The following is a 20,074-nucleotide window of genomic DNA, read 5'->3' as shown; positions in this document are numbered from 1 at the left end:
TTATTATTTAGACTTTATATAATAACTTACCGTATTGTCTAACCAGTATTGATTTTCACTACGAGCAGTACTCTTAGAGCGCTATACTGTTCAGTATATTACTAATATAAGACCGGTGTTTCACCGCATAGGGATGGCATGCTACTTCAATATATACGGCGCTTACGTATTTTTGTTTATAATATTTTGCAGAATGAGGAGCATGATACGCTCTTTAGTCGTTATGTTGATTATTTTTTGATACTTCTCATCATGACCAATGTGGCCGCAGTTATTGCAGAGTCAGTTGATACTTGGTACTACCCTTATCAAGACTATTTTACATGGTTTGAAAACTTTTCAATTGTGGTGTTTTCTATCGAATATCTACTGCGCTTGTGGAGCGTTGCTGAAGTTAAGCCAGATGGTATGACTTGGCGACAGCGATGGAATTGGCTAAAAAGTCCGTCTGCAATGATTGATTTGATTGCTATCATTCCTGCATTTCTGAATTTCTTTGTCTCTATTGATTTACGTTTCTTACGTATTCTGCGTTTATTTCGTATTCTCAAACTCACGCGCTATTTTGCTTCTTTACGTATTTTGTTAGTGGTTATCAGTAAAGAAAAAGGCTCGTTCCAAGCTGTCATCTTTATTTTGATTATTATGATCGTAACCGCATCTAGTGGTATTTATTTGGTAGAAAACCATGCCCAGCCAGAAGAGTTTGAGTCGATACCCAAAGCAATGTGGTGGGCGGTAGTTACGCTAACAACAGTGGGTTATGGTGATGTCACGCCCATTACTAATGCTGGTAAAATACTGGGTGCAGTTATTACTATTTTAGGTGTGGGTCTAGCAGCACTACCTGCCGGTATTCTCGCGACCGGTCTAGCAAATGAGCTTGCTCAACGTCGTGAAGAGCTTGAACAGCACTTTCGAGAGCAGCTAATCGATAGTGATTTTGATTTGGTACAGAATCAGATGATGGTTGATAAGATTCGTCGCAAGTTAGGCTTGGATAAAGAGCAAGCGCAAAATATTGTCTTGCAAGTATTACGTGAGCAAGCATTGGAACGCCGTGAAAAAGCAGTTGAAGTACGACAAAAGAATTTTTGCCCGCATTGCGGTGAGCCGTTGTAAAGCAGCGGCTCTCGGAGATAGTGTTCTTTTTGCCATTTCATTGTTGATGATAGAGGCTTAGAGTGACTAAGCTGACTATTTTGAGTGTTTGATGTTATAAGCCTTGTGACGGAAGTGCACGTGCTAGCTCATATGCTACTTCTTGTGCGGCAGTTGCTAGGTTTTCGGCAGGCAGTGGTAAGTTTTGTAATGTTAAATGCCAGTCTTCTACTTCTCGACGCAAATGCGCCACCCAAAGTGTCGTGCAGTCACGTGGTAGTTTTTTTAGGTTAACTTCAAAACAGTGATTACCTTCATCATCGCTCAAATGAATTTCGCCTTTTTGAACTCTAGAAAATGGATGACCATGGTAAGAGTTGGCAAGCATAGCGATATGAGTGATATGAGCTGGAATTTTATTTAAATACAGTCGGATTTGCTCCTGATCAAGGGGTGCTAAATACATGGCTTGTTCGCCGCGATCTTTACCGTTCAGGCTATCACCCTGATGTTTAACTGATTCAGCTGTATCACGCAATTGTTTGAACCAGACGATATCACTAATATTACAGTTTTTGTCATACAGTACGCATGCTAAATCAATATCAATCGCACTTTGGTCTTTTTTAAAGCGCTTAAACATACCTTTCGGCTCAATTTTTGTAAATTCATAGTTTAGCGCAAAAAACAAAGTTCCCGAATCTAAGCCCAGTCCTCTTAAACTGTCTGACAGTGATGGGGCAGTGACTGACATAATAGTCCTTATTCGTTTCTAATTTTTTAAATGATCGTAAAATCTGCATCTTGGTAAGATTTTGACAATATGAATATCGGTTGTTACTTGTTGTCGAGAGACTTGTCTAATACGGCTTGATATAACAGCTTAGGTTTGGCGTTTAGTAAACCACTACCAAAACCACGTAACCACCAAACCAGCTGCGAGGTTAGGTTGACCGTTGCTTGAATAGTTAGCGTATTATCATCCAATGTGACGATTTGATCGTCACTGAGCTTGCTTTCAGTAAGGCTCTTGCCTGCTTGCTTAGTGAATTGTAGCTCGATGGCGGTGTTTTTTCCATGGTCAGGCAGCTCACTGAATAATGGATGACTAAAACCCATGCCACCTGCATCTAGATAAGTATCGAGTTGAAAGTTATCAGGTGTTTTTGCGGCACTCTCAAGTATCTCAACGCTAGAGAAACGGTGTAAGGCAAAGGTGCGAATGACCACTTCAGGATCGTCGATACGAGTCGCCAGCAAATAGATAATGACACCACGTTGGATGATAGCAATGGGGTTGAGGATATATTCGCTAGATTGCGACTTATCACTACGTGTATAGCAGGCCTTTATTTGTAACTGATAAAATAAGGCGTGATAAATATTGTCCTTACTATCTAAATCAATATGTGGCGCAATTAGCGGCTGTGTGGCGGGTTCGATACGTACTCTATCTATCCATGAGTGGGTAACTTTGCTGTTTTTGAGTTGGCGCCGTGCTAAGTCAAACCAAGGAAACAGCTCATCTAGGATAACGGGTGGAAGTAGTTGGGTGAGATTTGCTTCAACCATATTGAAAGCTACCGCTTGTGACAGGTTCATATGCGGTAAACTTTGTAATGGGGCATCATCTTTCCAGCGCCAACCTTGAGGGTTGGCATTGTTTTTTTCGATAGGGAATCGTTTTGCTAGAGCATTTAAATCACGTTGTACTGTACGTAGGCTGACAGCAAACCCCGCAAGTGTGAGCTGTTCGTAGATGTGTGTCGTGCCGACCCAACGATTGCGCTGTAGTTGTGATAATACTTGCCATTGTCGAGCAGTCGTCGCTGCACCATGTCGATTGTCACTATTATCTGTTGAGGCGCTGCTTTGTTCAGTCACTAGCGTTGTATCAGGCTCATTCATGGCTGTATTAGTTGAAATATTATCGGCGTTGTGCAGGTGTACAGTCATTAAGAGATAACCTTTATGAAGTATCGAGTCGGTTTATTTATATGGTAATTCTATATAAAGCAAATATGAAGTCTACGGTTAGTAGTAACTTTACTAGCCTTCCTTACATCTGAATTATTTAGATTCACCTATTTTGGCGTATTACTAGATATTTATCATCGCAGAAAACCACCGTAGCGTCTAGAGTATGTCTTCAATTCAATTAATAGTCATCAAAATGAGCAAAAAATATACTTAGATGCTGTCTATAGATTGTTTATTCTCTTTTTTATTCATGCTTAGTATTTCATTGGTGTTTACGTTTTCATTCTTTTTCTCATTGCCGTCGTTCTCATTTTTTTGTCTTTCCTTTTTACGCTTGTCTGCTTTTTTTTGACGTTTGGCTTTCTGTTTTTTCTTGTCTTTCTTTTTTACTTTTTTATCTTCAATGCCTTCATAGTCATCTTGGTTGTCGTCCCATAGCATCAAACGCTCTAAGATTTTGCCAAACAATGTGCCTTTGCGATAGCGTCCTTTTTTGTTCATAGTATCGATAGGTAAGCCCGTCATCAGTGTCAATGCTTCACTTAATGTATGGACGCCATAAATGTGAAACATACCAGCCTTGACCGCAGCAATAATATCATCACGCAGCATGAGCTGTTTGACGTTGGCCATGGGAATGACCACACCCTGCTGACCATTGAGCTCTTGCTCTCGGCAAGCATCGAAAAAACCAGCTATTTTAGAGTTGATACCGCCAACCGCTTGGACTTCGCCCAACTGATTCATGGATCCGGTAATAGCAAAAGATTGATCAATAGGGACGTTTGCTAAGGCAGACAATAGCGCACAGCCTTCACTGACAGTTGCACTATCGCCATCGATATGGGCGTAGCTTTGTTCAAAAGCGAGTGAGGCACTAAAGTTCAGTGCATGATGCTGACTAAATAATGCCCGTAAATAGCTGGTCATAATCAGCATACCTTTGGCGTGTAAGCTCCCACCCAAATCTACGTCACGCTCAATATCGAGAATTTCACCAGTACCGATGTTTGGTTGGATAACCGCAGTCAGACGGGCTGGCATGCCGAATTCACTATCAGCATAGCTGACAACGGTAAGCGCATTGACTTGTCCGATAGCGCTACCTTGTGTTTGAATCAGTTGCTGACCATTTTTGAGCTCATCCCAATATAAGTCACGTAAGTATCCTGAACGTTCGTCCATATCGTCGATGGCTTGTGTGACATGATAGGCCTCGACGATATTGTTACCGCTCAAACGTGCATGGCGGTTAGATTCATGTAGTAGCTTAATCAATAAATCACTATGTAGACTGAGTCGGTCTTGGTCTTCGGCCTGTAAGCTTAAATGCTCAAGTAGGGCAGCTTGTGCACTACGATCAAACGGATAAAGATTTGCATAGTCAATGATATCAGCCATTTTTGCCACTAGAGCCAATTCGTGCTCACTGGTACGAACCACATCATCATGAAAGTCGGCGCGAACTTTGAATACGGCATCAAACTCAGGTTCAAGTTCTAATAGTTCATAATATAAGTCGGCTTCGCCCAATAAAATTACCTTGATATCAAGGTCAATGGGTGCAGGCGCTAATGATAAACTCCCTGTTAAGGTAAGCATTTGCTCTAGGCTAGAGAGTTTTATTTTTCGTGACTGTAACGCGCGTTTGAGACCTTGCCAAGCATAAGGATGCTCTAGCAAGTGACTGGCTTCTAATAGTAGATAACCACCATTGGCACGATGTAAAGCACCAGCTCTAATCATACTGACATCAGTGGTTACTGTGCCTAATTGGGTGATTTGCTCAACATGACCCAGTAAATTCAAGTGCGTTGGCAAATCCTCAAAAATGACGGGTGCACCACTATCTGGCGTATGACTAACAATAACATTGACTGCGTAACGACTTGGTGTCGTGGTCAAAACTGCTTTTACAAACTCTTCATCATCACCATTAACGATACGCTCTACATGGGTCACCATATCGGTAAATACTGATTTTAGATAGTCAACGATCAGCGGTTGGTTGGCAAACTGTTTATAAATAGGAGTGAATAAAGGCTGTAGTGTGCGGCGTGCGATATTGCGATGTAGTGTTTCTATAGCATCGTTGGCCTCATCTTCTAATCGCTCTAAAGCAATAGTTAGCTGGCTCAAGCGTTTTTGCATATGGTTCTTTTGCACAAAATTATTCAGTTCAGATTCGTATTCACTGTTGCCGGATTTGGTGCGGCTATCATCGTTTGTATTATTGGAGTTGTTATCAGCACTGTCGTTCAGTCTGGCTGTATTATCGTGATGATCGTCTGCTATCGTTGATTTGTTTTTATTATCGTTAGATATTTTGTCTATTTCGGTTTCCTGATCGTTATCACTGTCTACCGTTAGCTGGCTTGGGTGTACGAACATGGCTTTATTATCAAATGAGCGAAACGTTAATGCTAAGTCGTACTGCTTACCTTCAGCATTGAGTGCTTCGTAAGCATGACTTTCTTTTTGATGCGTATCGTTTTTTATGGCTTCGATTTTGCTTTGATATTGATCGCTACGAAAGCGTTGGCTCAGCCGTTTTTTTGCTTGTTGCCAAAGACTGCTTACCTGCTGTTGAAGTAGTAATGCTTGACCAGCAGGCAGGCGCAACGCTAAAGGGGTGCGCGGATCGGTAAAATTATGCACATAAACCCAATCATCTGGTGTTGGTGCATCAGCTGCAATGCGCGTTAGCAAGCGGCTGATAACAGTGCGTTTACCTAAGCCGTTTTCTCCTGCAGCAAACACATGATAACCACTGGCCCGTATATCTAAAGCAGTGTGCAAGGCTTTTAGTGCCCGCTGCTGACCAAAACCAACATCTAAATCAGGTGCTGTACGTGTGTCTGTCGGCAGCTCGTTTGGCTCGCTATAACGCTTTAACTGGTCAGCGCTAATAAGGCAGCGTTGTTTTACTTCTATAAACAGTGGGTGCGGTGTATTTGTTTTTTCTTGCTCATCGTTTGTCAATTTAGCAGTGGGTGTTGCCATATTATTGGTATCTTTTTTATTAGTGTTTCGTGATATTTGAGAATTGGGTGCAGGTATCTGTTCAATCATAGGTATATGGTATATCGTCTTGAGAGGGTAGAGTAGCTATATTCGTTATGGATTTTGTGCCAGTTATTATTTATGTTGCACTTTGTGTGACTGAGATTGGCTATTTTGACCACTATTTTTTAAAATGAGGACGTGCTCTAGTGAGATGAGTAAAATAGATGAAAATTAACAGTGAGTTTACGACTACCGAAGTAGAATAACGTCTCAATCTAAGTGTAGATAGTATAAGATGTCTAACATTGGTGCAATCTGCAACTATTCAATGAGCAAAGTGCGTGATAAAATAGACGGTTAACATGTTAAAACTGGGTAACTCGTTGTATGTCAGATTCTGCTAAAACTACTTTGTCGTCTGCTAGTATCGGCAATATCCGTATTGATCCGACTGGCTTTGTTAAGCTTGGCTCACAATTACCAGCGTTAGCCAATATTTTAGCAAAGGCAATAAATGAGCTGGGTCTATCTTTAAGTGAGACACAGCAGCGCACATTATTATTGTACTTAGACCAGCTTTTGTTGTGGAATAAAGCGTATAATCTGACGGCGATTACCGATCCTGAAGAAGCTTTAATCAAACACGTGATTGATTGCCTGGCTATTATAACGCATTTGCCATCGGGGTCGTTACTTGATATCGGTACTGGTGCAGGATTACCTGCGGTAATTATTGCTATTTGTCAACCTGAGCGTCAATGTAGCGCACTTGATAGTAATCAGAAAAAAATCCGTTTTATTAAGCAGATTAGTAGCGAACTTGGTTTGAGTAATATGACGCCTATTGCTTCTCGTATTGAAGCGCATGAAGCGAGTTATGACGTGGTTACCTCTAGGGCCTTTGCTAGCTTGATAGATTTTGTTGAGGTGGCACAGCCAAGGCTGGCAAAAGACGGTTATTTATGTGCCATGAAAGGTAAGGTGCCGAGTGATGAAGAGTTACAGGTACTAGACAGTGATTGGCAGTTTAAAACCATTAAGCTAAAAGTGCCACGTTTGCATGACAGTCGTCATTTAATTGAATTGTTTCGCAAAAATGTCTAAGCTATGAGCACCTTTTAGTTAGCAAACAGCCATTACTTTTTTTGTGAACCAGAGTTTATGTCTGTATGACAACGACATAATGATTGAATGGCATTGATATCAAGCGAGCTGTTTGTATAATGAAGAGTTGATATGTCTTATGTCCCAAGGGACGATGCCTTGGCTTGACAGATTGAAATATTTGTAGCAAATATTGTAGTGGCTAAAGTAAAAATAATAGTAATAAATTCTAATTAAACTGAGTGAGTGTATGGAAATCATAGCAATCGCGAATCAAAAAGGCGGTGTGGGGAAAACCACGACAGCGGTAAATTTGACCGCTAGCTTGGCTGCTAAGCGTAAGCATGTATTACTGATTGACTTAGACCCACAAGGCAATGCGACCAGCGGCACAGGTGTAGATAAAAATGAGCTGACTCTGACCATCGCTGATGTCTTGCTTGATGGTGTCTCACTGTCGGAGGCGATTGTGACCAGTCCAGCAGGATTTGATGTGATTGGTGCTAATCGTGATTTGGCTGGTATGGATATCACCTTGATGAATAAAACTAATAGTCATGAACTGTTCAAGACAGCGATGGCGACATTAGTCAGCGATCAGATAGCGGCTAAAAAACCCGCTTATGATTATGTCGTGATAGACTGTGCACCCAGTTTGAACTTGTTGACGATTAATGCGCTGGTTGCCACCGATGGTGTTATTATTCCGATGCAGTGTGAATACTATGCATTAGAAGGTTTGGCAGATTTGTCACAGACGATTGAGCGACTAACTGAGCTAAATCCGAAACTGTATATACGCGGTGTCGTGAGGACGCTATTTGATGCGCGTAACACCTTGGCTCGTGATGTATCTGCTGAATTGGAGTCTCACTTTGGCGATATCATGTATAAGACACATATTCCAAGAAATATTCGCTTGGCAGAAGCACCTGCACATGGTTTACCTGTTATCGCGTACGAAAGATGGTCAAAAGGTGCTCGCGCTTATCAAAAGCTGGCCGCTGAAGTGATGAAACAAAGCTGATAGTTGTTAGTAATCAAAAAAAGTCTGGTTATAAGTACACAGAACAAATTAGACAAATAAGCATCGAATATCATATTTACGAGTAAGCCGCATCAATCATTATTTGGCTTTTATTTTAGCGTTAGAGGATAGGTAATCATGGCGAAGAAAAGAGGGTTGGCTGCCAACCGAGGCTTAGATGCCTTGTTAGGGTCAATCAAAAAAGAAAAGCAAATCACCGCCTCCGCCTTGCAAGATGATGTAGTGGCACGTGATAAGACTTTGCCAGCTGAAACACCAGATATTGATACGCGAAATGCGACTAACATGCCAGTCAATGAGAAACGGACTGCACAGCCCACAGAGACTGATACCGTAGCGAACGATACTGCTGAAAATGGCAATCGTAAGACACGAGCGGCACGCACTATTAATAAAAACGTTGCTAAAAATACTGCAAATAAGAACCGTGTGAATGCAGTAGAGGTTAGTAGTGAAGACCAAATTAGCTTGGTGCAAATCGATGTAACGCTTTTGCAAGCAGGAAAGTATCAGCCGCGCCGTGACATGAGTGAAACGGCACTTGCTGAATTGGCATCTTCGATTGAGCAGCATGGTGTTATGCAGCCTATCGTGATTCGACCATTATTGGCCAATGAAGATAAGAGTGAAGCGTTTGTTACCCATGAAATTATCGCCGGTGAACGTCGCTGGCGTGCTGCAAAAATGGCTGGTAAAGCCGTTATCCCAGCAATTGAGCGTGCATTATCTGATGAGTTGGCTATTGCACTTGCCTTGATTGAGAATATCCAACGTGAAGATTTGTCTGTGATTGAACAAGCAGCAGCGTTACAACGTTTTCATACTGAGTTTGGTATGAGTCATGCGATGATTGCGGAAGTTGTTGGCAAGGCACGTACAACAGTATCGAACTTGCTGCGCCTGAATCAGTTACACGACACGGTAAAAGACCATTTAGCAACCAGCGCACTAGATATGGGTCATGCTCGCACACTGCTAGCTTTATCTTCTGAACAACAGCCGATTATTGCCCAAAAAATAATCGATGGTGGGATGACCGTACGTGAAGCTGAAAAACTTGTTAAGTCAATTTTGCAACCGGTCTCTAAAACTAATCGTACCGAACAAGCACAGTCTCGTGATGCTGAGCGTTTGACACAGAGATTAACAGACATGCTTGGCGCTGAAGTTAAGCTTAAGCATAAAAAAGATGGGCATGGTAGTGTTGAGATATTCTTTCAAAATGAAGATCAGTTAGCAGCTTTGATTAAACACATAGAAGCACAGGCTTAAGATATTTATCAGGTTTGTCATGGTTGTACAAAGTTGAGCTATCTTAGTTACCACTATTTTTATAAAAGTATAAAAGAGAGTTAGTATGTGGGAGTTGGTAAAAGCAGGTGGTTGGTTGATGACGCCTATCGTAGTGTGCTCAATATTAGCACTAGTTATCATTATTGAGCGTAGTCATACTTTACAATTTAATAAAATTGTACCTGGCCGGTTACGCGAACAGCTGATAACTCGCCTACGTGAAAATGGTAGTATTGGCCGTACGCAATTGATGAATGTCAAAGAAAAGACACCTTTGGGTGATATTTTGGCGACTGGTTTGCTGTATCGTGAGTATGGTTTAGAGTCTATGACAATGCATATGCAGAACCGTGCGAGCGTGCAAGTGCATCAGTTAGAAAAAAATATTAATATGCTTGGCACCATAGGTGCAATCTCGCCGTTGCTTGGGTTGTTGGGTACGGTATTGGGTATTATTTCTTCGTTTTTGGCAATCACTGATGGCGCAATGCAAGACCCAACCATGCTTGCTGCTGGGGTGTCACAGGCATTGATTACTACTGCCGCTGGTATGATTGTGGCTATTCCTGCATTGGTTGGTTATCGTTATTTTCAGCGCCGTATCATTGATATCAATGCCCAGTTTGAGACCCAAGCGGGATTAATGATTCAAGAGCTGTATGATTACCATTTGTTAGGAAATACACAGAGTTTTGGTGCTAAAGAGTCTGATTCTAATGCATCGTTGGAAAATATCGTAGTGAGTACACCTGCGTTAGATGCCTTAAGCTCAAAGCATAAAGATGCAGCAGCGACTTCTTAATATTCTTGTTTATTTTATAAAAACCCCAAAAATATAATTGGCTGTGTCAAAATCGTTTAGCCTATAATGCATAGCATTTGCACTCGTTTTCCTTACTGTTTTTTTAGAAAATAGTATTTGTAGACGGTTGTATATGTCAAAGCACAGTAAAATATTAAAGAGAGTGATATGCGCTTTAGAAAACCAACCGTTGAACCACTTGAGATTAATCTAACACCAATGATTGATTGCTTACTATTTTTGATCGTGTTTTTGCTGCTTGCAACGTCGTTTAATCATTTTAGTCGTTTAAATATTATTCTTCCTGAAGCAGAAGGTGTTGAGCAAACAGAACAACAAAACAGCATCGAAGTAGCCGTTCAAGAAGATGGTAGTTATTTGGTCAATGGTATCACGCTTGCTAGCAGTAATGAGGCTGAATTGACCAGTATGCTACAGCAAGAAGCGGGTAGTAATCGTGACATGCTATTTGTAATTGCTGCAGATGCCAATGCCACTCATCAATCTGTTGTAAGGGTGATGGACATTGCGGGAAAATTAGGATTCTTGAACCTTAATATCAGCACAGTTGTGCCACTTGGTCAGCCGTTACCGCAGTAATAGATAGTCAATTTCTTATGAATCAGAGACGGTGTTATTTTCGCTCAGTCTACTATCTGTAGTGCTGTTACTCACTTTTTAATATCTGAATTATTGTGAATTGACGATTGCTGTTTTAGTGTCACAAACACTCCTATAAAACTGTACTTTGAGTACAGTCCATTCATACCAAGATACTCAAATTGAGGCTTTTATGAGCCAAGCATACCAACCCAACGCTAATAAAAATGCTGCTAAAAAGTTGTCAGCAAAGCCATCAAGCACCCCTAAACATCAGACGCTACTGCGTCTACTACGTTATCTCAAGCCTTACTGGTGGGCCTTGATACTGGTTATTTTAGGTTTTGCTATTAATGCGGGGACAGAGATATGGGTTGCCAAACTTTTACAGTACATCACTGATTCTATCAATCAAGGTGATCAGAGCAAACAGAATTTGTTTCCATTATTGATTGTGGTGTTGTTTTTTGTGCGTGGTTTAGGTAGTTTTTTGGGTAACTATTATTCTGCTTTGGTTTCGCGCAATTTGGTTTATGAGTTGCGAGTGGAAGTTTTTAATAAATTGTTGCGTCTACCAAGCTCATTTTATTTGGCCAATCCAGCAGGTACGATCTCGTCGAAGCTCATATTTGATGTTGAGCAGGTAACTGCTGCTAGTACAGAGTCAATGAAGACTGTACTACGTGATGGCTTGACAGTATTAGCATTGATAGGCTTTTTGCTCTATAGCAATTGGCGCTTAACCTTAATTTTGTTTCTCGTATTGCCGCCAATTCTGTGGCTAATTCGTATCGCATCCAAGCGCTACCTTAAGCTGTCTAAAGGTATTCAAGAGACGATGGGTGATGTCAGTCATATTACCAACGAAGTCATTGGTGGTTATCAAGTGGTCAAAAACTATGGGGGACAAGCATACGAGGCTGAACGTTTTAATAAAACATCAAAAAAGAACTTACGCCAAGGTATGAAAATAGTCGTTACAAATAGCATTAATACACCAGCCGTACAGCTGTTGATGGCAATAGCTATGTCGGTTGTTGTATGGCTCGCACTGCGTCCATCGGTGATTGATAATATTTCAGCTGGTGAGTTCATCTCCTATATAGCCGCTGCAGGGTTGCTCAGTAAACCTGTGCGTTCGCTAACGGATGTCAATCAAAAGCTACAAAAAGGTATCGCGGCAGGTGAGTCAATTTTTGCTTTGCTCGATGAGCCAGAAGAAAAAGATACAGGCACTCTTAGCTCGAACTTATCAGGTGAGATGAAACTGAATGATGTCAGCTTGGTGTACCCAGATTCAACAGTGGCACTGAGTGACTTCACTTTAGATATACGTGCAGGAGAGACCGTTGCATTAGTAGGACGAAGCGGAGCTGGTAAGTCATCCTTAGTTAATTTACTGACACGTACCTTATCAACTTCTTCAGGGCAGATTACGTTAGATGGTATGCCTATTGAAAATATTAAGTTAGAGAGTTTACGTTCTCAGATTGCGATGGTTAATCAACAAGTGGTGCTGTTTAATACCACAGTATTTAACAATATCGCTTATGGCAGCCTAGCCAATAAAACACAAGCTGAAGTTGAGCGTGCTGCTAAAGATGCTTTTGCTCATGATTTTATTATGCAAATGCCAAACGGCTATCAGAGTGAAATCGGAGCTGAAGGATTACAGTTATCTGGTGGGCAACGTCAACGTTTATCTATTGCTCGAGCGCTATTAAAAGATGCGCCAATTTTGATCTTAGATGAGGCGACCAGCGCGCTAGACAATGAGTCAGAGCATTATATTCAGCAAGCACTTGATAATGTGATGAAAGACCGCACGACCTTGGTGATTGCTCATCGATTAACGACCATTGAGTCAGCTGATCGCATTGCTGTGTTAGATGCTGGACAGATTGTAGAGTTAGGTACGCACCAAGAGTTGATGAAATTACAAGGCTATTATGCACAAATGTATGACCGCGACTTTGAATAAGTGTGTTTATTAGGGCGTGTTTAACCCTTCGAGTATGGCACTGACAGTATCTATTTGCGAATAGTTAATAGGGTCTAATATTTTGGAACGGTTTTACTATTTTAGCCATACTGAACTTATAGAATAAGTAGTCAATAATTATGAGCTTTGAGACGACAGTAACGCGAGCATGGCAACGCCAAGCTGGTTGGTTATGGTTATTGCTACCTATCAGTTGGCTGTACGGAATCATTTCGATGCTTCGCCGTCAGGCATACAAACTAGGTCTGTTAAAAAGTTATCGAGCCCCTGTCCCAGTGATGGTTATTGGTAATATCAGTGTTGGTGGTAGTGGCAAGACACCATTGATTATTGCTTTGGTAAATAAATTGCAAGGAGAAGGTATCAAGGTGGGTGTCATTAGCCGTGGTTATGGTGGTGATACTAATAAGATGCCATCATTGGTTAGTGCAGATAGCTTGCCTAGTGTGGTCGGAGATGAGCCCTGTTTAATTGTTAATACGACCAATGTGCCAATGGCGGTATGTCCCAATCGTAAACAGGCAATCACTACTTTGCTGGATAAGCACCCAGATTTGCAATTGGTTATTGCTGATGATGGTTTGCAGCATTATGCCTTACAACGTGATATCGAGTGGATTGTCGTCGATGCGTCACGGGGTTTTGGTAATGAACAATTACTCCCCACTGGATTTTTACGTGAACCTATTTCACGTTTAAAAGGCGCAACTGTTATCTATCATGAAAAGCTAAGCGCAGATTTAGATGATAGCAACGATGGAAATAGCCAGTATCAAAGCAGCCGTTTGACAATGCATCTGACAGCTGAAAATATGCAACGCTTGTGGCAACCTACTGTAGTCGCTCCTCAAGTAACTGATGTTCAAATAATTAGTATTAAGGCCAGTGCTGATGCGCCTAGTACTGGTAAAAAAGTACATGCTGTGAGTGGTATCGGCTATCCGCAGCGGTTTTTTGATACGCTAAGTTCACTGGGTTTTGATGTCATTGGGCATGCATATCCTGATCATCATGATTTTAGTTTGGCTGAGCTGTTGCAGTATCACGATTATCCGATTGTTATAACCAGCAAGGATGCAGTAAAAATAAAAGCCTTGTTATTCGAATATACAGCTAAGCAACCACTTAACGATGATTGCGAAAATCTGGTGAATAGGCTGTGGGTATTGCCGGTAACGGCTGCACTTTCTGATAGTTGTTATGATGCATTACAACAGCAGCTACAGACATTAGGCATCAGGACTGCACCGATATAAATACAATTGAGCCTGAGGAGTTTTTAGCCTAAGGCTTTGTGTTCATACGATCAGCAGTACCTATTTGTAACGGTTCAACATGCCCTAGTCAAAATATTGGAAATACCGTTTATTATAAAAGTAAAGATTTATAGTCATATAAAAAATTCTATAGGAATTAACCATGTCATCAGTTGTTATGCCGGCTAAAACTCATATTGTCATTCCTGCTCGTTTCAAAAGCACACGATTACCTGGTAAACCACTGCTAAAAATACATGGTAAGCCAATGATTCTATGGGTCGCTGAAAAAGCACAAACAGCGAAATTTGCTGATGATATGTGTATTGCCACTGATAATGAGCAAATAGCAAAGATCTGTATGGAAGCGGGTTTTGATGTGGTCATGACTAGTGCTGAACATGCATCAGGTACCGATCGTTTGGCAGAAGTTGCTGCCATAAAAGGGTGGGCTGATCATGATATCGTGGTCAATATGCAGGGCGATGAGCCACTGGTTCCACCTTTGTTATTGGAGCAAGTCAAAGCACTCTTGGTAGCAGATAGTGATAGCGTAATGGCTACGTTATGTGAGCCTATCGATGACTATGAAACCTTTATGCGTCCGTCGGTAGTAAAGGTGGTGAGTCAACAGTCCGCTAATGTACAGCGTGCGCTTTATTTTAGTCGAGCACCTATTCCTTGTGACCGTGATGCTGTGTTAGCTAATGAAGAACAAAAACAAACACCAAAAAACGCCTATCGCCACTTAGGATTATATGCGTACCGCGTGCGTCTATTGCAGCAATTTGTACATTGGTCACAAACACCGCTGGAAACGCTTGAGAGCTTAGAGCAGTTACGTGTTTTGGAAAATGGTGGACATATTGCGATTGCACAAGCAGATTGTCACTTACCTGCAGGTGTTGATACACAAGAAGATTTGGATCGCCTAAACAGCATGAGCTTGGCTGACTTTCAAAACCCCATTAAATGATAGCCTAACCAAAATATCATCACTGTATTTATAGCGTACTGACACGCTATCTCTTAAATAATCGAGCAATGTGACAGGACGGTAACGATGAGTGATATAACAGATAATACCAGCGTTGCAGATGATGTTTATTTTGCACCTTTATTACCATGGCAGCAAACGTTATGGTCACAACTAACGCAACGAGTATTACAGCAGCAACCTTTGCCACATGCATTATTGGCAGCAGGTATGCAGGGCATGGGTAAGCGAGCTTTTGTATGGCGATTGGTCGCTTGGTTGTTATGTCGTACCCGTAATAGCCATCCAACAGGTGCTTGCGGCGTGTGTGAGAGCTGTCAATGGCTAAGATCAGGTACACATCCAAGCTTACAAGTCTTGCCATTGGTCAGCACACCGATGAGTGTTGATCATACTGCTAAGAAGGAAAATCTGAGCAGCACTGCCAAAAATAAAAAAACTAGTAAAGCAGCTAGTCATAGTGTTCTAAAGACTAAAGTAGATGATATCCGAGCCTTGCAACCTTTTATCTATCAAGGTGGACAAGGACTGCGGATATGTGTGTTAGATCATGCTGAAAAAATGACTATTGCTGCAGCTAATGCGCTACTCAAAACCCTAGAGGAACCGCAAGCACAAGTTCATTTGTTTTTGATCAGTGATACACCTTCGCAGCTATTACCAACTATTAAAAGCCGCGTACAGCAATTGGCGTTACAGGCGATTGAGCCGAGGTTAGCTGCTGATTATGTGACACAGGCATTAGGACATACGGTCAACCGAGAAGCAGTTGGTACAGATGCCATTCATCAACTGATACAATTAGCTAATGGTGCGCCTTTAGCGGCGATAGCATTGGCGCAAGCGGTGTGGTATAGCAAGCGTGGACTATGGCTGACGACGTGGCAAGCATTGCGTAGTGGTAAGCGTAGTAGTATAGCTGCCAGTGATTATTGGCAAAACCAGTTAAGTATCGTTGAATTTATTCAGCTATCTGAATTGATGTTGCTTGATATACGCCGTGTTTGTTTAGGGCTTGATGAATTGCAAAAAGACGTCAATCTATCTGGCTTATTAGAGTCTTATCAACCGGCTGCTAGTGGTTTAGAGGCATTTGCGAATAGCTTGCAACAGACCAAAATTTCTCTGCAACAAAATGTGCAAGAAAAATTTGCCTATGATAAGCTAATGCAGGAAATGGCATATTTATAAAGTAGTTTTTATGCTGTTTGGATATAGTTTAATATATCACTGATGCTTTAGTTTACATACCGTTAGTCACTCATAACAATATAATCAACCTAATTAATAAAGGAAGCTAACTATGGCAATGCCAGGACGCGGCGGAGTATTGACCTGCCATATGGAAAGTATCGAGACGTTATATGCCAGTTACTTATCCTTTGTGAGTAATGGAGCCTTATTTGTACCCTCTAACCAGTCGCATCAGTTAGGTGATGAGGTATTTATCGCTGTGACTTTACCGAATTCAAGCGAACGTTTACCTATGAATGGTAAGGTGGTGTGGATAAACTCTAAAACACAAGGTAGTCGTCCAGCAGGTTTTGCGGTACAAATTGGTACTGACATTGCTGGTCAAAGAATTAAAAATGAAGTTGAGCGATTGTTGGCTGGTAAAATAGATGGCTTGCAGTCGACTTATACCATGTGATATTAATATTGATGACTATTTTCTCTATTACGATTGGTTTTAAATAGATATCACCATAAAAAAGCAGCCCTATATTTTGATATAAGGCTGCTTTTTTGATGAGCTGTTTTTAAATAAATTTGGAGAAATATCGACTGTTGATGAGGCATGTTAATAACGAGGCGGCACATACATATCATTTGGAATAGGCTCACGATAATATTCATCATCGCGTTTACGGTTGGGTAACTCAACCTCATCACGAGGCACTTCTTTATAAGGAATTTGGTCGAGTAAGTGTGCGATGCAGTTTAGCCTTGCACGTTTTTTATTGTTGCCTTCTACGACCCACCATGGAGCTTCAGGAATATGGGTACGTTCAAACATGGTCTCTTTTGCTTTGGTGTAGTCTTCCCACCGCCGGCGTGATTGCAAATCCATCGGTGAAAGTTTCCATTGTTTGAGCGGATCATACATTCGGCTCATGAAACGCGCATGTTGTTCGTCATCGGTAATTGAAAACCAGTATTTCACCAGACGAATGCCAGAGCGTACTAACATACGTTCAAAATCAGGCACCGATTGAAAAAACTCCTCATACTGTGCGTCTGTACAGAAGCCCATCACGTGCTCGACACCACCGCGGTTATACCAACTACGGTCAAACAGTACAATTTCACCTGCGGCTGGCAAGTGGGCGACATAGCGTTGAAAATACCATTGCGTTTGCTCACGTTCTGTTGGCGCGGGTAGGGCTGCAACACGACAAACTCTTGGATTTAGGCGCTGAGTGATACGCTTAATAGCACCACCTTTACCAGCAGAATCTCGTCCTTCAAAGATGACGATAATGCGCTCACCGCGATCTACTACCCAATCTTGTAGTTTGATAAGCTCTCGTTGTAGTCGTACCAGTTCATGGAAGTATGTACGACGATCTAGCTTTTCTTGATCACTCATTTCGCGTCCGTCAAAACGAAAGTCACGCGCATAGTCATCTATTTCATTTTCTAGCTCTTCATCATAGGTATCGATTAAGTCTTGGTGCATTTTTCGTCGCAGTTCATCATCAAGCACTTCTTTTTCGATACGCTCAGATAGAATTTCTTGTTCGCGATTATATTGATCAATGTGTTCTTTGGTTGTTAGAGACTGAAAATCAGCTGTTGTATTGGGCTCGGTTATGTTGATTTTTTCAGAACCAAAAATGATTTGCCGTAGTTGTTTTAACAAATATTTAGTTTTACCCATAAATGTTACCTTTGGTTGGCATATCAAGTTTTGTAAAATGCTACTCCCTAATTCACTTTTATAATAACAAACTATAGGCAATAAAAAATGCCCTTTACATGAATTAAAGGACATTTTTTATGGTATGTACTGAGTAAGGCAATAACTTAGTGCATTCCTGTTATTTTAGTATTTATAAAGCTAATGGGTGACCTCAATTCACTCGATAGTCATCTCAATAGGCTAAACACAAGGTATCTTGATTATTTTTCTAAGATACACGTTACTCCTTGACCACCTGCTGCACAGATAGAGATAAGCGCACGACCAGAGCCTTTTTGATCCAGTAGTTTAGCTGCAGTCGCTAATATACGACCACCAGTAGCTGCAAATGGATGACCTGCTGCCAATGATGAGCCATTAACGTTGAGCTTACTACGATCAATAGAGCCAAGTGGTGCATCCAGTCCTAAACGCTCTTCACAGAAACTTTCATCTTCCCAAGCTGCTAATGTTGACAGTACTTGTGATGCAAAAGCTTCATGAATTTCATAAAAATCAAAGTCTTGTAACGTTAGGCCAGCTCGTTTCAGCATACGTGGTACGGCATAAGCAGGTGCCATCAGTAAGCCTTCAGTTGTGCCAGATTTGCCAATGAAGTCTACCGCAGCTGTTTCTTGATAGACAATATAAGCCAATGGTTTAAGGCCGTGTTCTTTTGCCCATTCATCAGTACCTAATAGCACGCAAGAAGCGCCATCTGTTAATGGAGTAGAGTTGGCTGCTGTCATCGTTGGTTTGGCATTCTTTTTGCCAAATACAGGCCTTAGTTTGGCCAGCTTTTCTAGCGTTGTGTCTGGGCGCAGATTATTATCACGAGTCAGACCTTTATATGGTGTGATTAAGTCATCAAAAAAGCCTTCATCATAAGCGCGTGCTAGGTTTTTGTGACTGTTAAAAGCAAGCTCATCTTGGGCTTCGCGGCTAACGTTCCACTCAAGCGCAGTGATTGCTTGATGCTCACCCATTGATAGACCAGTGCGTGGCTCTCCGTTTTTCGGTGAGTCTATTAAGTCTTTTGGATTCAAACCCATCAGTGCTTTTAGACGCTGCTTGTTGTCTTTCGCTGCACCCAATTTAATCAGGACTTTACGTAATCCATCGCCAATCGCGATAGGGGCGTCAGAGGTGGTATCGACACCACCAGTAATGGCTGAATCGATAAGGCCCAATGCGATCTTATTGGCAGAAGCGAAAGTCGCTTGTAAACCAGTACCACAAGCCTGTGAAATGTCATAAGTTGGTGTGTGTGGATTTAGGGCTGTATTTAATGTGGCTTCACGAGTAAGGTTGATATCACGGCTCAGTTTCATAACTGCACCAGCGACCACTTCACCTAACACTTCATCTTGCAAGTTGTAGCGTTCAATCAAACCATCCAAAGCGGCTGATAGCATATCAGTGTTGCTGACGTCAGCATATGAACCATTCGAGCGAGCAAATGGGATACGGTTACCACCTAAAACAGCCACGCGTTTTAGACTTGAGTTAGGTTTGGTTGAGTGGGTTTTTTTGGCAGTATTAGCTGCTTTTGGAACAGCAACTTCTTCCGCAACGTTCTCTTTTTTTGAATCACTAACAATGGTATTAACGGCTGCCTCTTTTTGAGTGCTGTCAGTAGAGGTTGCTTTTGCCTCTTTAGTTTTTACATCACTGACTTTTACGACAGTGCTTTCGATAACAGGACTATCAGGGTGATTGTTTTTATTACTCATAATATTATCCTTAAAAAATACGGGTAGAAGAAAGGTGAAGTAACGATAAAAAAGACAATTAACTTTTAGTATTTGGTGCAATATTTCAAGATGATAAATCAATATTATCATTTATTGCGCAGTATGGCTGTTTATGGCAAGTCGTTTTTATGACCTTACTGTATATCTTTAGCAAATTATGTGACGTTTGTAATGAGGTTAGGGTGTGACCTCATTTTGATGATAGAGATGGGATAAATTGCTGTCTAAC

The 20,074-nt window shown here is 41.4% G+C and carries 16 protein-coding genes; 11 read left to right on the top strand and 5 right to left on the bottom strand.

The annotated features are described in order from the left end of the window. Positions 1 to 138: 138 nt before the first annotated feature. Positions 139 to 1,122: an ion transporter gene (locus ACT3RN_RS08830; RefSeq protein WP_192518752.1), complete on the top strand. Its 984-nt coding sequence runs from the start codon at positions 139 to 141 to the stop codon at positions 1,120 to 1,122. Between the two features lie 94 nt (positions 1,123 to 1,216). On the opposite strand, the gene ACT3RN_RS08825 is transcribed toward ACT3RN_RS08830, so the two are convergent. The 3 genes from ACT3RN_RS08825 to ACT3RN_RS08815 all read right to left on the bottom strand — a co-directional run bounded on the left by ACT3RN_RS08825 (position 1,217) and on the right by ACT3RN_RS08815 (position 6,084). Then, positions 1,217 to 1,855 carry a TerD family protein gene (locus ACT3RN_RS08825; RefSeq protein WP_192518753.1) on the bottom strand — a complete coding sequence of 213 codons (639 nt, stop codon included), beginning with the start codon at positions 1,853 to 1,855 and terminating at the stop codon, positions 1,217 to 1,219. Positions 1,856 to 1,938: 83 nt separating this feature from the next. Further along, complete coding sequence (locus tag ACT3RN_RS08820) at positions 1,939 to 3,009, bottom strand: helix-turn-helix transcriptional regulator (protein ID WP_192518773.1); 1,071 nt, start codon at positions 3,007 to 3,009, stop codon at positions 1,939 to 1,941. A 282-nt stretch (positions 3,010 to 3,291) separates the two neighbouring features. Next, on the bottom strand, positions 3,292 to 6,084 hold the full coding sequence (locus tag ACT3RN_RS08815; protein ID WP_225739102.1) for an ATP-binding protein: 2,793 nt from the start codon (positions 6,082 to 6,084) through the stop codon (positions 3,292 to 3,294). 390 nt (positions 6,085 to 6,474) lie between these two features. On the opposite strand from ACT3RN_RS08815, the gene rsmG reads away from it, so the two are divergent. The 10 genes from rsmG to ACT3RN_RS08765 all read left to right on the top strand — a co-directional run bounded on the left by rsmG (position 6,475) and on the right by ACT3RN_RS08765 (position 16,840). Then, on the top strand, positions 6,475 to 7,191 hold the full coding sequence (rsmG, locus tag ACT3RN_RS08810) for a 16S rRNA (guanine(527)-N(7))-methyltransferase RsmG (RefSeq protein WP_192518755.1): 717 nt from the start codon (positions 6,475 to 6,477) through the stop codon (positions 7,189 to 7,191). Between the two features lie 250 nt (positions 7,192 to 7,441). Then, entirely contained in the window at positions 7,442 to 8,218 is a 777-nt protein-coding gene (locus tag ACT3RN_RS08805) for a ParA family protein (RefSeq protein ID WP_192518756.1), read from the top strand. 138 nt (positions 8,219 to 8,356) lie between these two features. Next, on the top strand, positions 8,357 to 9,511 hold the full coding sequence (locus tag ACT3RN_RS08800; RefSeq protein ID WP_192518757.1) for a ParB/RepB/Spo0J family partition protein: 1,155 nt from the start codon (positions 8,357 to 8,359) through the stop codon (positions 9,509 to 9,511). An 85-nt stretch (positions 9,512 to 9,596) separates the two neighbouring features. Further along, positions 9,597 to 10,334, top strand: a complete 738-nt coding sequence (locus ACT3RN_RS08795; protein WP_225739103.1) for a MotA/TolQ/ExbB proton channel family protein — start codon at positions 9,597 to 9,599, stop codon at positions 10,332 to 10,334. 168 nt (positions 10,335 to 10,502) lie between these two features. Further along, positions 10,503 to 10,934: an ExbD/TolR family protein gene (locus tag ACT3RN_RS08790; RefSeq protein ID WP_192518758.1), complete on the top strand. Its 432-nt coding sequence runs from the start codon at positions 10,503 to 10,505 to the stop codon at positions 10,932 to 10,934. A gap of 193 nt (positions 10,935 to 11,127) precedes the next feature. Next, the gene (gene msbA, locus ACT3RN_RS08785; RefSeq protein ID WP_192992005.1) at positions 11,128 to 12,915 is read left to right on the top strand and encodes a lipid A export permease/ATP-binding protein MsbA; all 1,788 of its coding nucleotides are present in this window, start codon (positions 11,128 to 11,130) and stop codon (positions 12,913 to 12,915) included. Positions 12,916 to 13,055: 140 nt separating this feature from the next. Beyond that, complete coding sequence (gene lpxK, locus ACT3RN_RS08780; protein ID WP_192518760.1) at positions 13,056 to 14,192, top strand: tetraacyldisaccharide 4'-kinase; 1,137 nt, start codon at positions 13,056 to 13,058, stop codon at positions 14,190 to 14,192. A 163-nt stretch (positions 14,193 to 14,355) separates the two neighbouring features. Then, positions 14,356 to 15,168, top strand: a complete 813-nt coding sequence (kdsB, locus tag ACT3RN_RS08775) for a 3-deoxy-manno-octulosonate cytidylyltransferase (RefSeq protein WP_192518761.1) — start codon at positions 14,356 to 14,358, stop codon at positions 15,166 to 15,168. Between the two features lie 87 nt (positions 15,169 to 15,255). Continuing rightward, entirely contained in the window at positions 15,256 to 16,380 is a 1,125-nt protein-coding gene (locus ACT3RN_RS08770; protein ID WP_192518762.1) for a DNA polymerase III subunit delta', read from the top strand. 112 nt (positions 16,381 to 16,492) lie between these two features. Beyond that, positions 16,493 to 16,840 (top strand): PilZ domain-containing protein, encoded by a 348-nt coding sequence (locus tag ACT3RN_RS08765; RefSeq protein WP_192518763.1) that lies wholly within the window; start codon positions 16,493 to 16,495, stop codon positions 16,838 to 16,840. A 150-nt stretch (positions 16,841 to 16,990) separates the two neighbouring features. On the opposite strand, the gene ppk2 is transcribed toward ACT3RN_RS08765, so the two are convergent. Then, the gene (gene ppk2 / locus ACT3RN_RS08760; protein WP_263972657.1) at positions 16,991 to 18,070 is read right to left on the bottom strand and encodes a polyphosphate kinase 2; all 1,080 of its coding nucleotides are present in this window, start codon (positions 18,068 to 18,070) and stop codon (positions 16,991 to 16,993) included. A 242-nt stretch (positions 18,071 to 18,312) separates the two neighbouring features. Further along, positions 18,313 to 19,824, bottom strand: coding sequence for an acetyl-CoA C-acetyltransferase (locus tag ACT3RN_RS08755; RefSeq protein ID WP_192518764.1), 1,512 nt, complete (start codon positions 19,822 to 19,824; stop codon positions 18,313 to 18,315). Positions 19,825 to 20,074 lie beyond the last annotated feature (250 nt).

Origin of the sequence: Psychrobacter sp. AOP5-GZ1-6, assembly GCF_052376345.1 — a bacterium.
GTDB lineage: Bacteria > Pseudomonadota > Gammaproteobacteria > Pseudomonadales > Moraxellaceae > Psychrobacter.
Note: the sequence above shows the minus strand (reverse complement) of the source record. Positions and strands in the feature narration are given on the sequence as shown.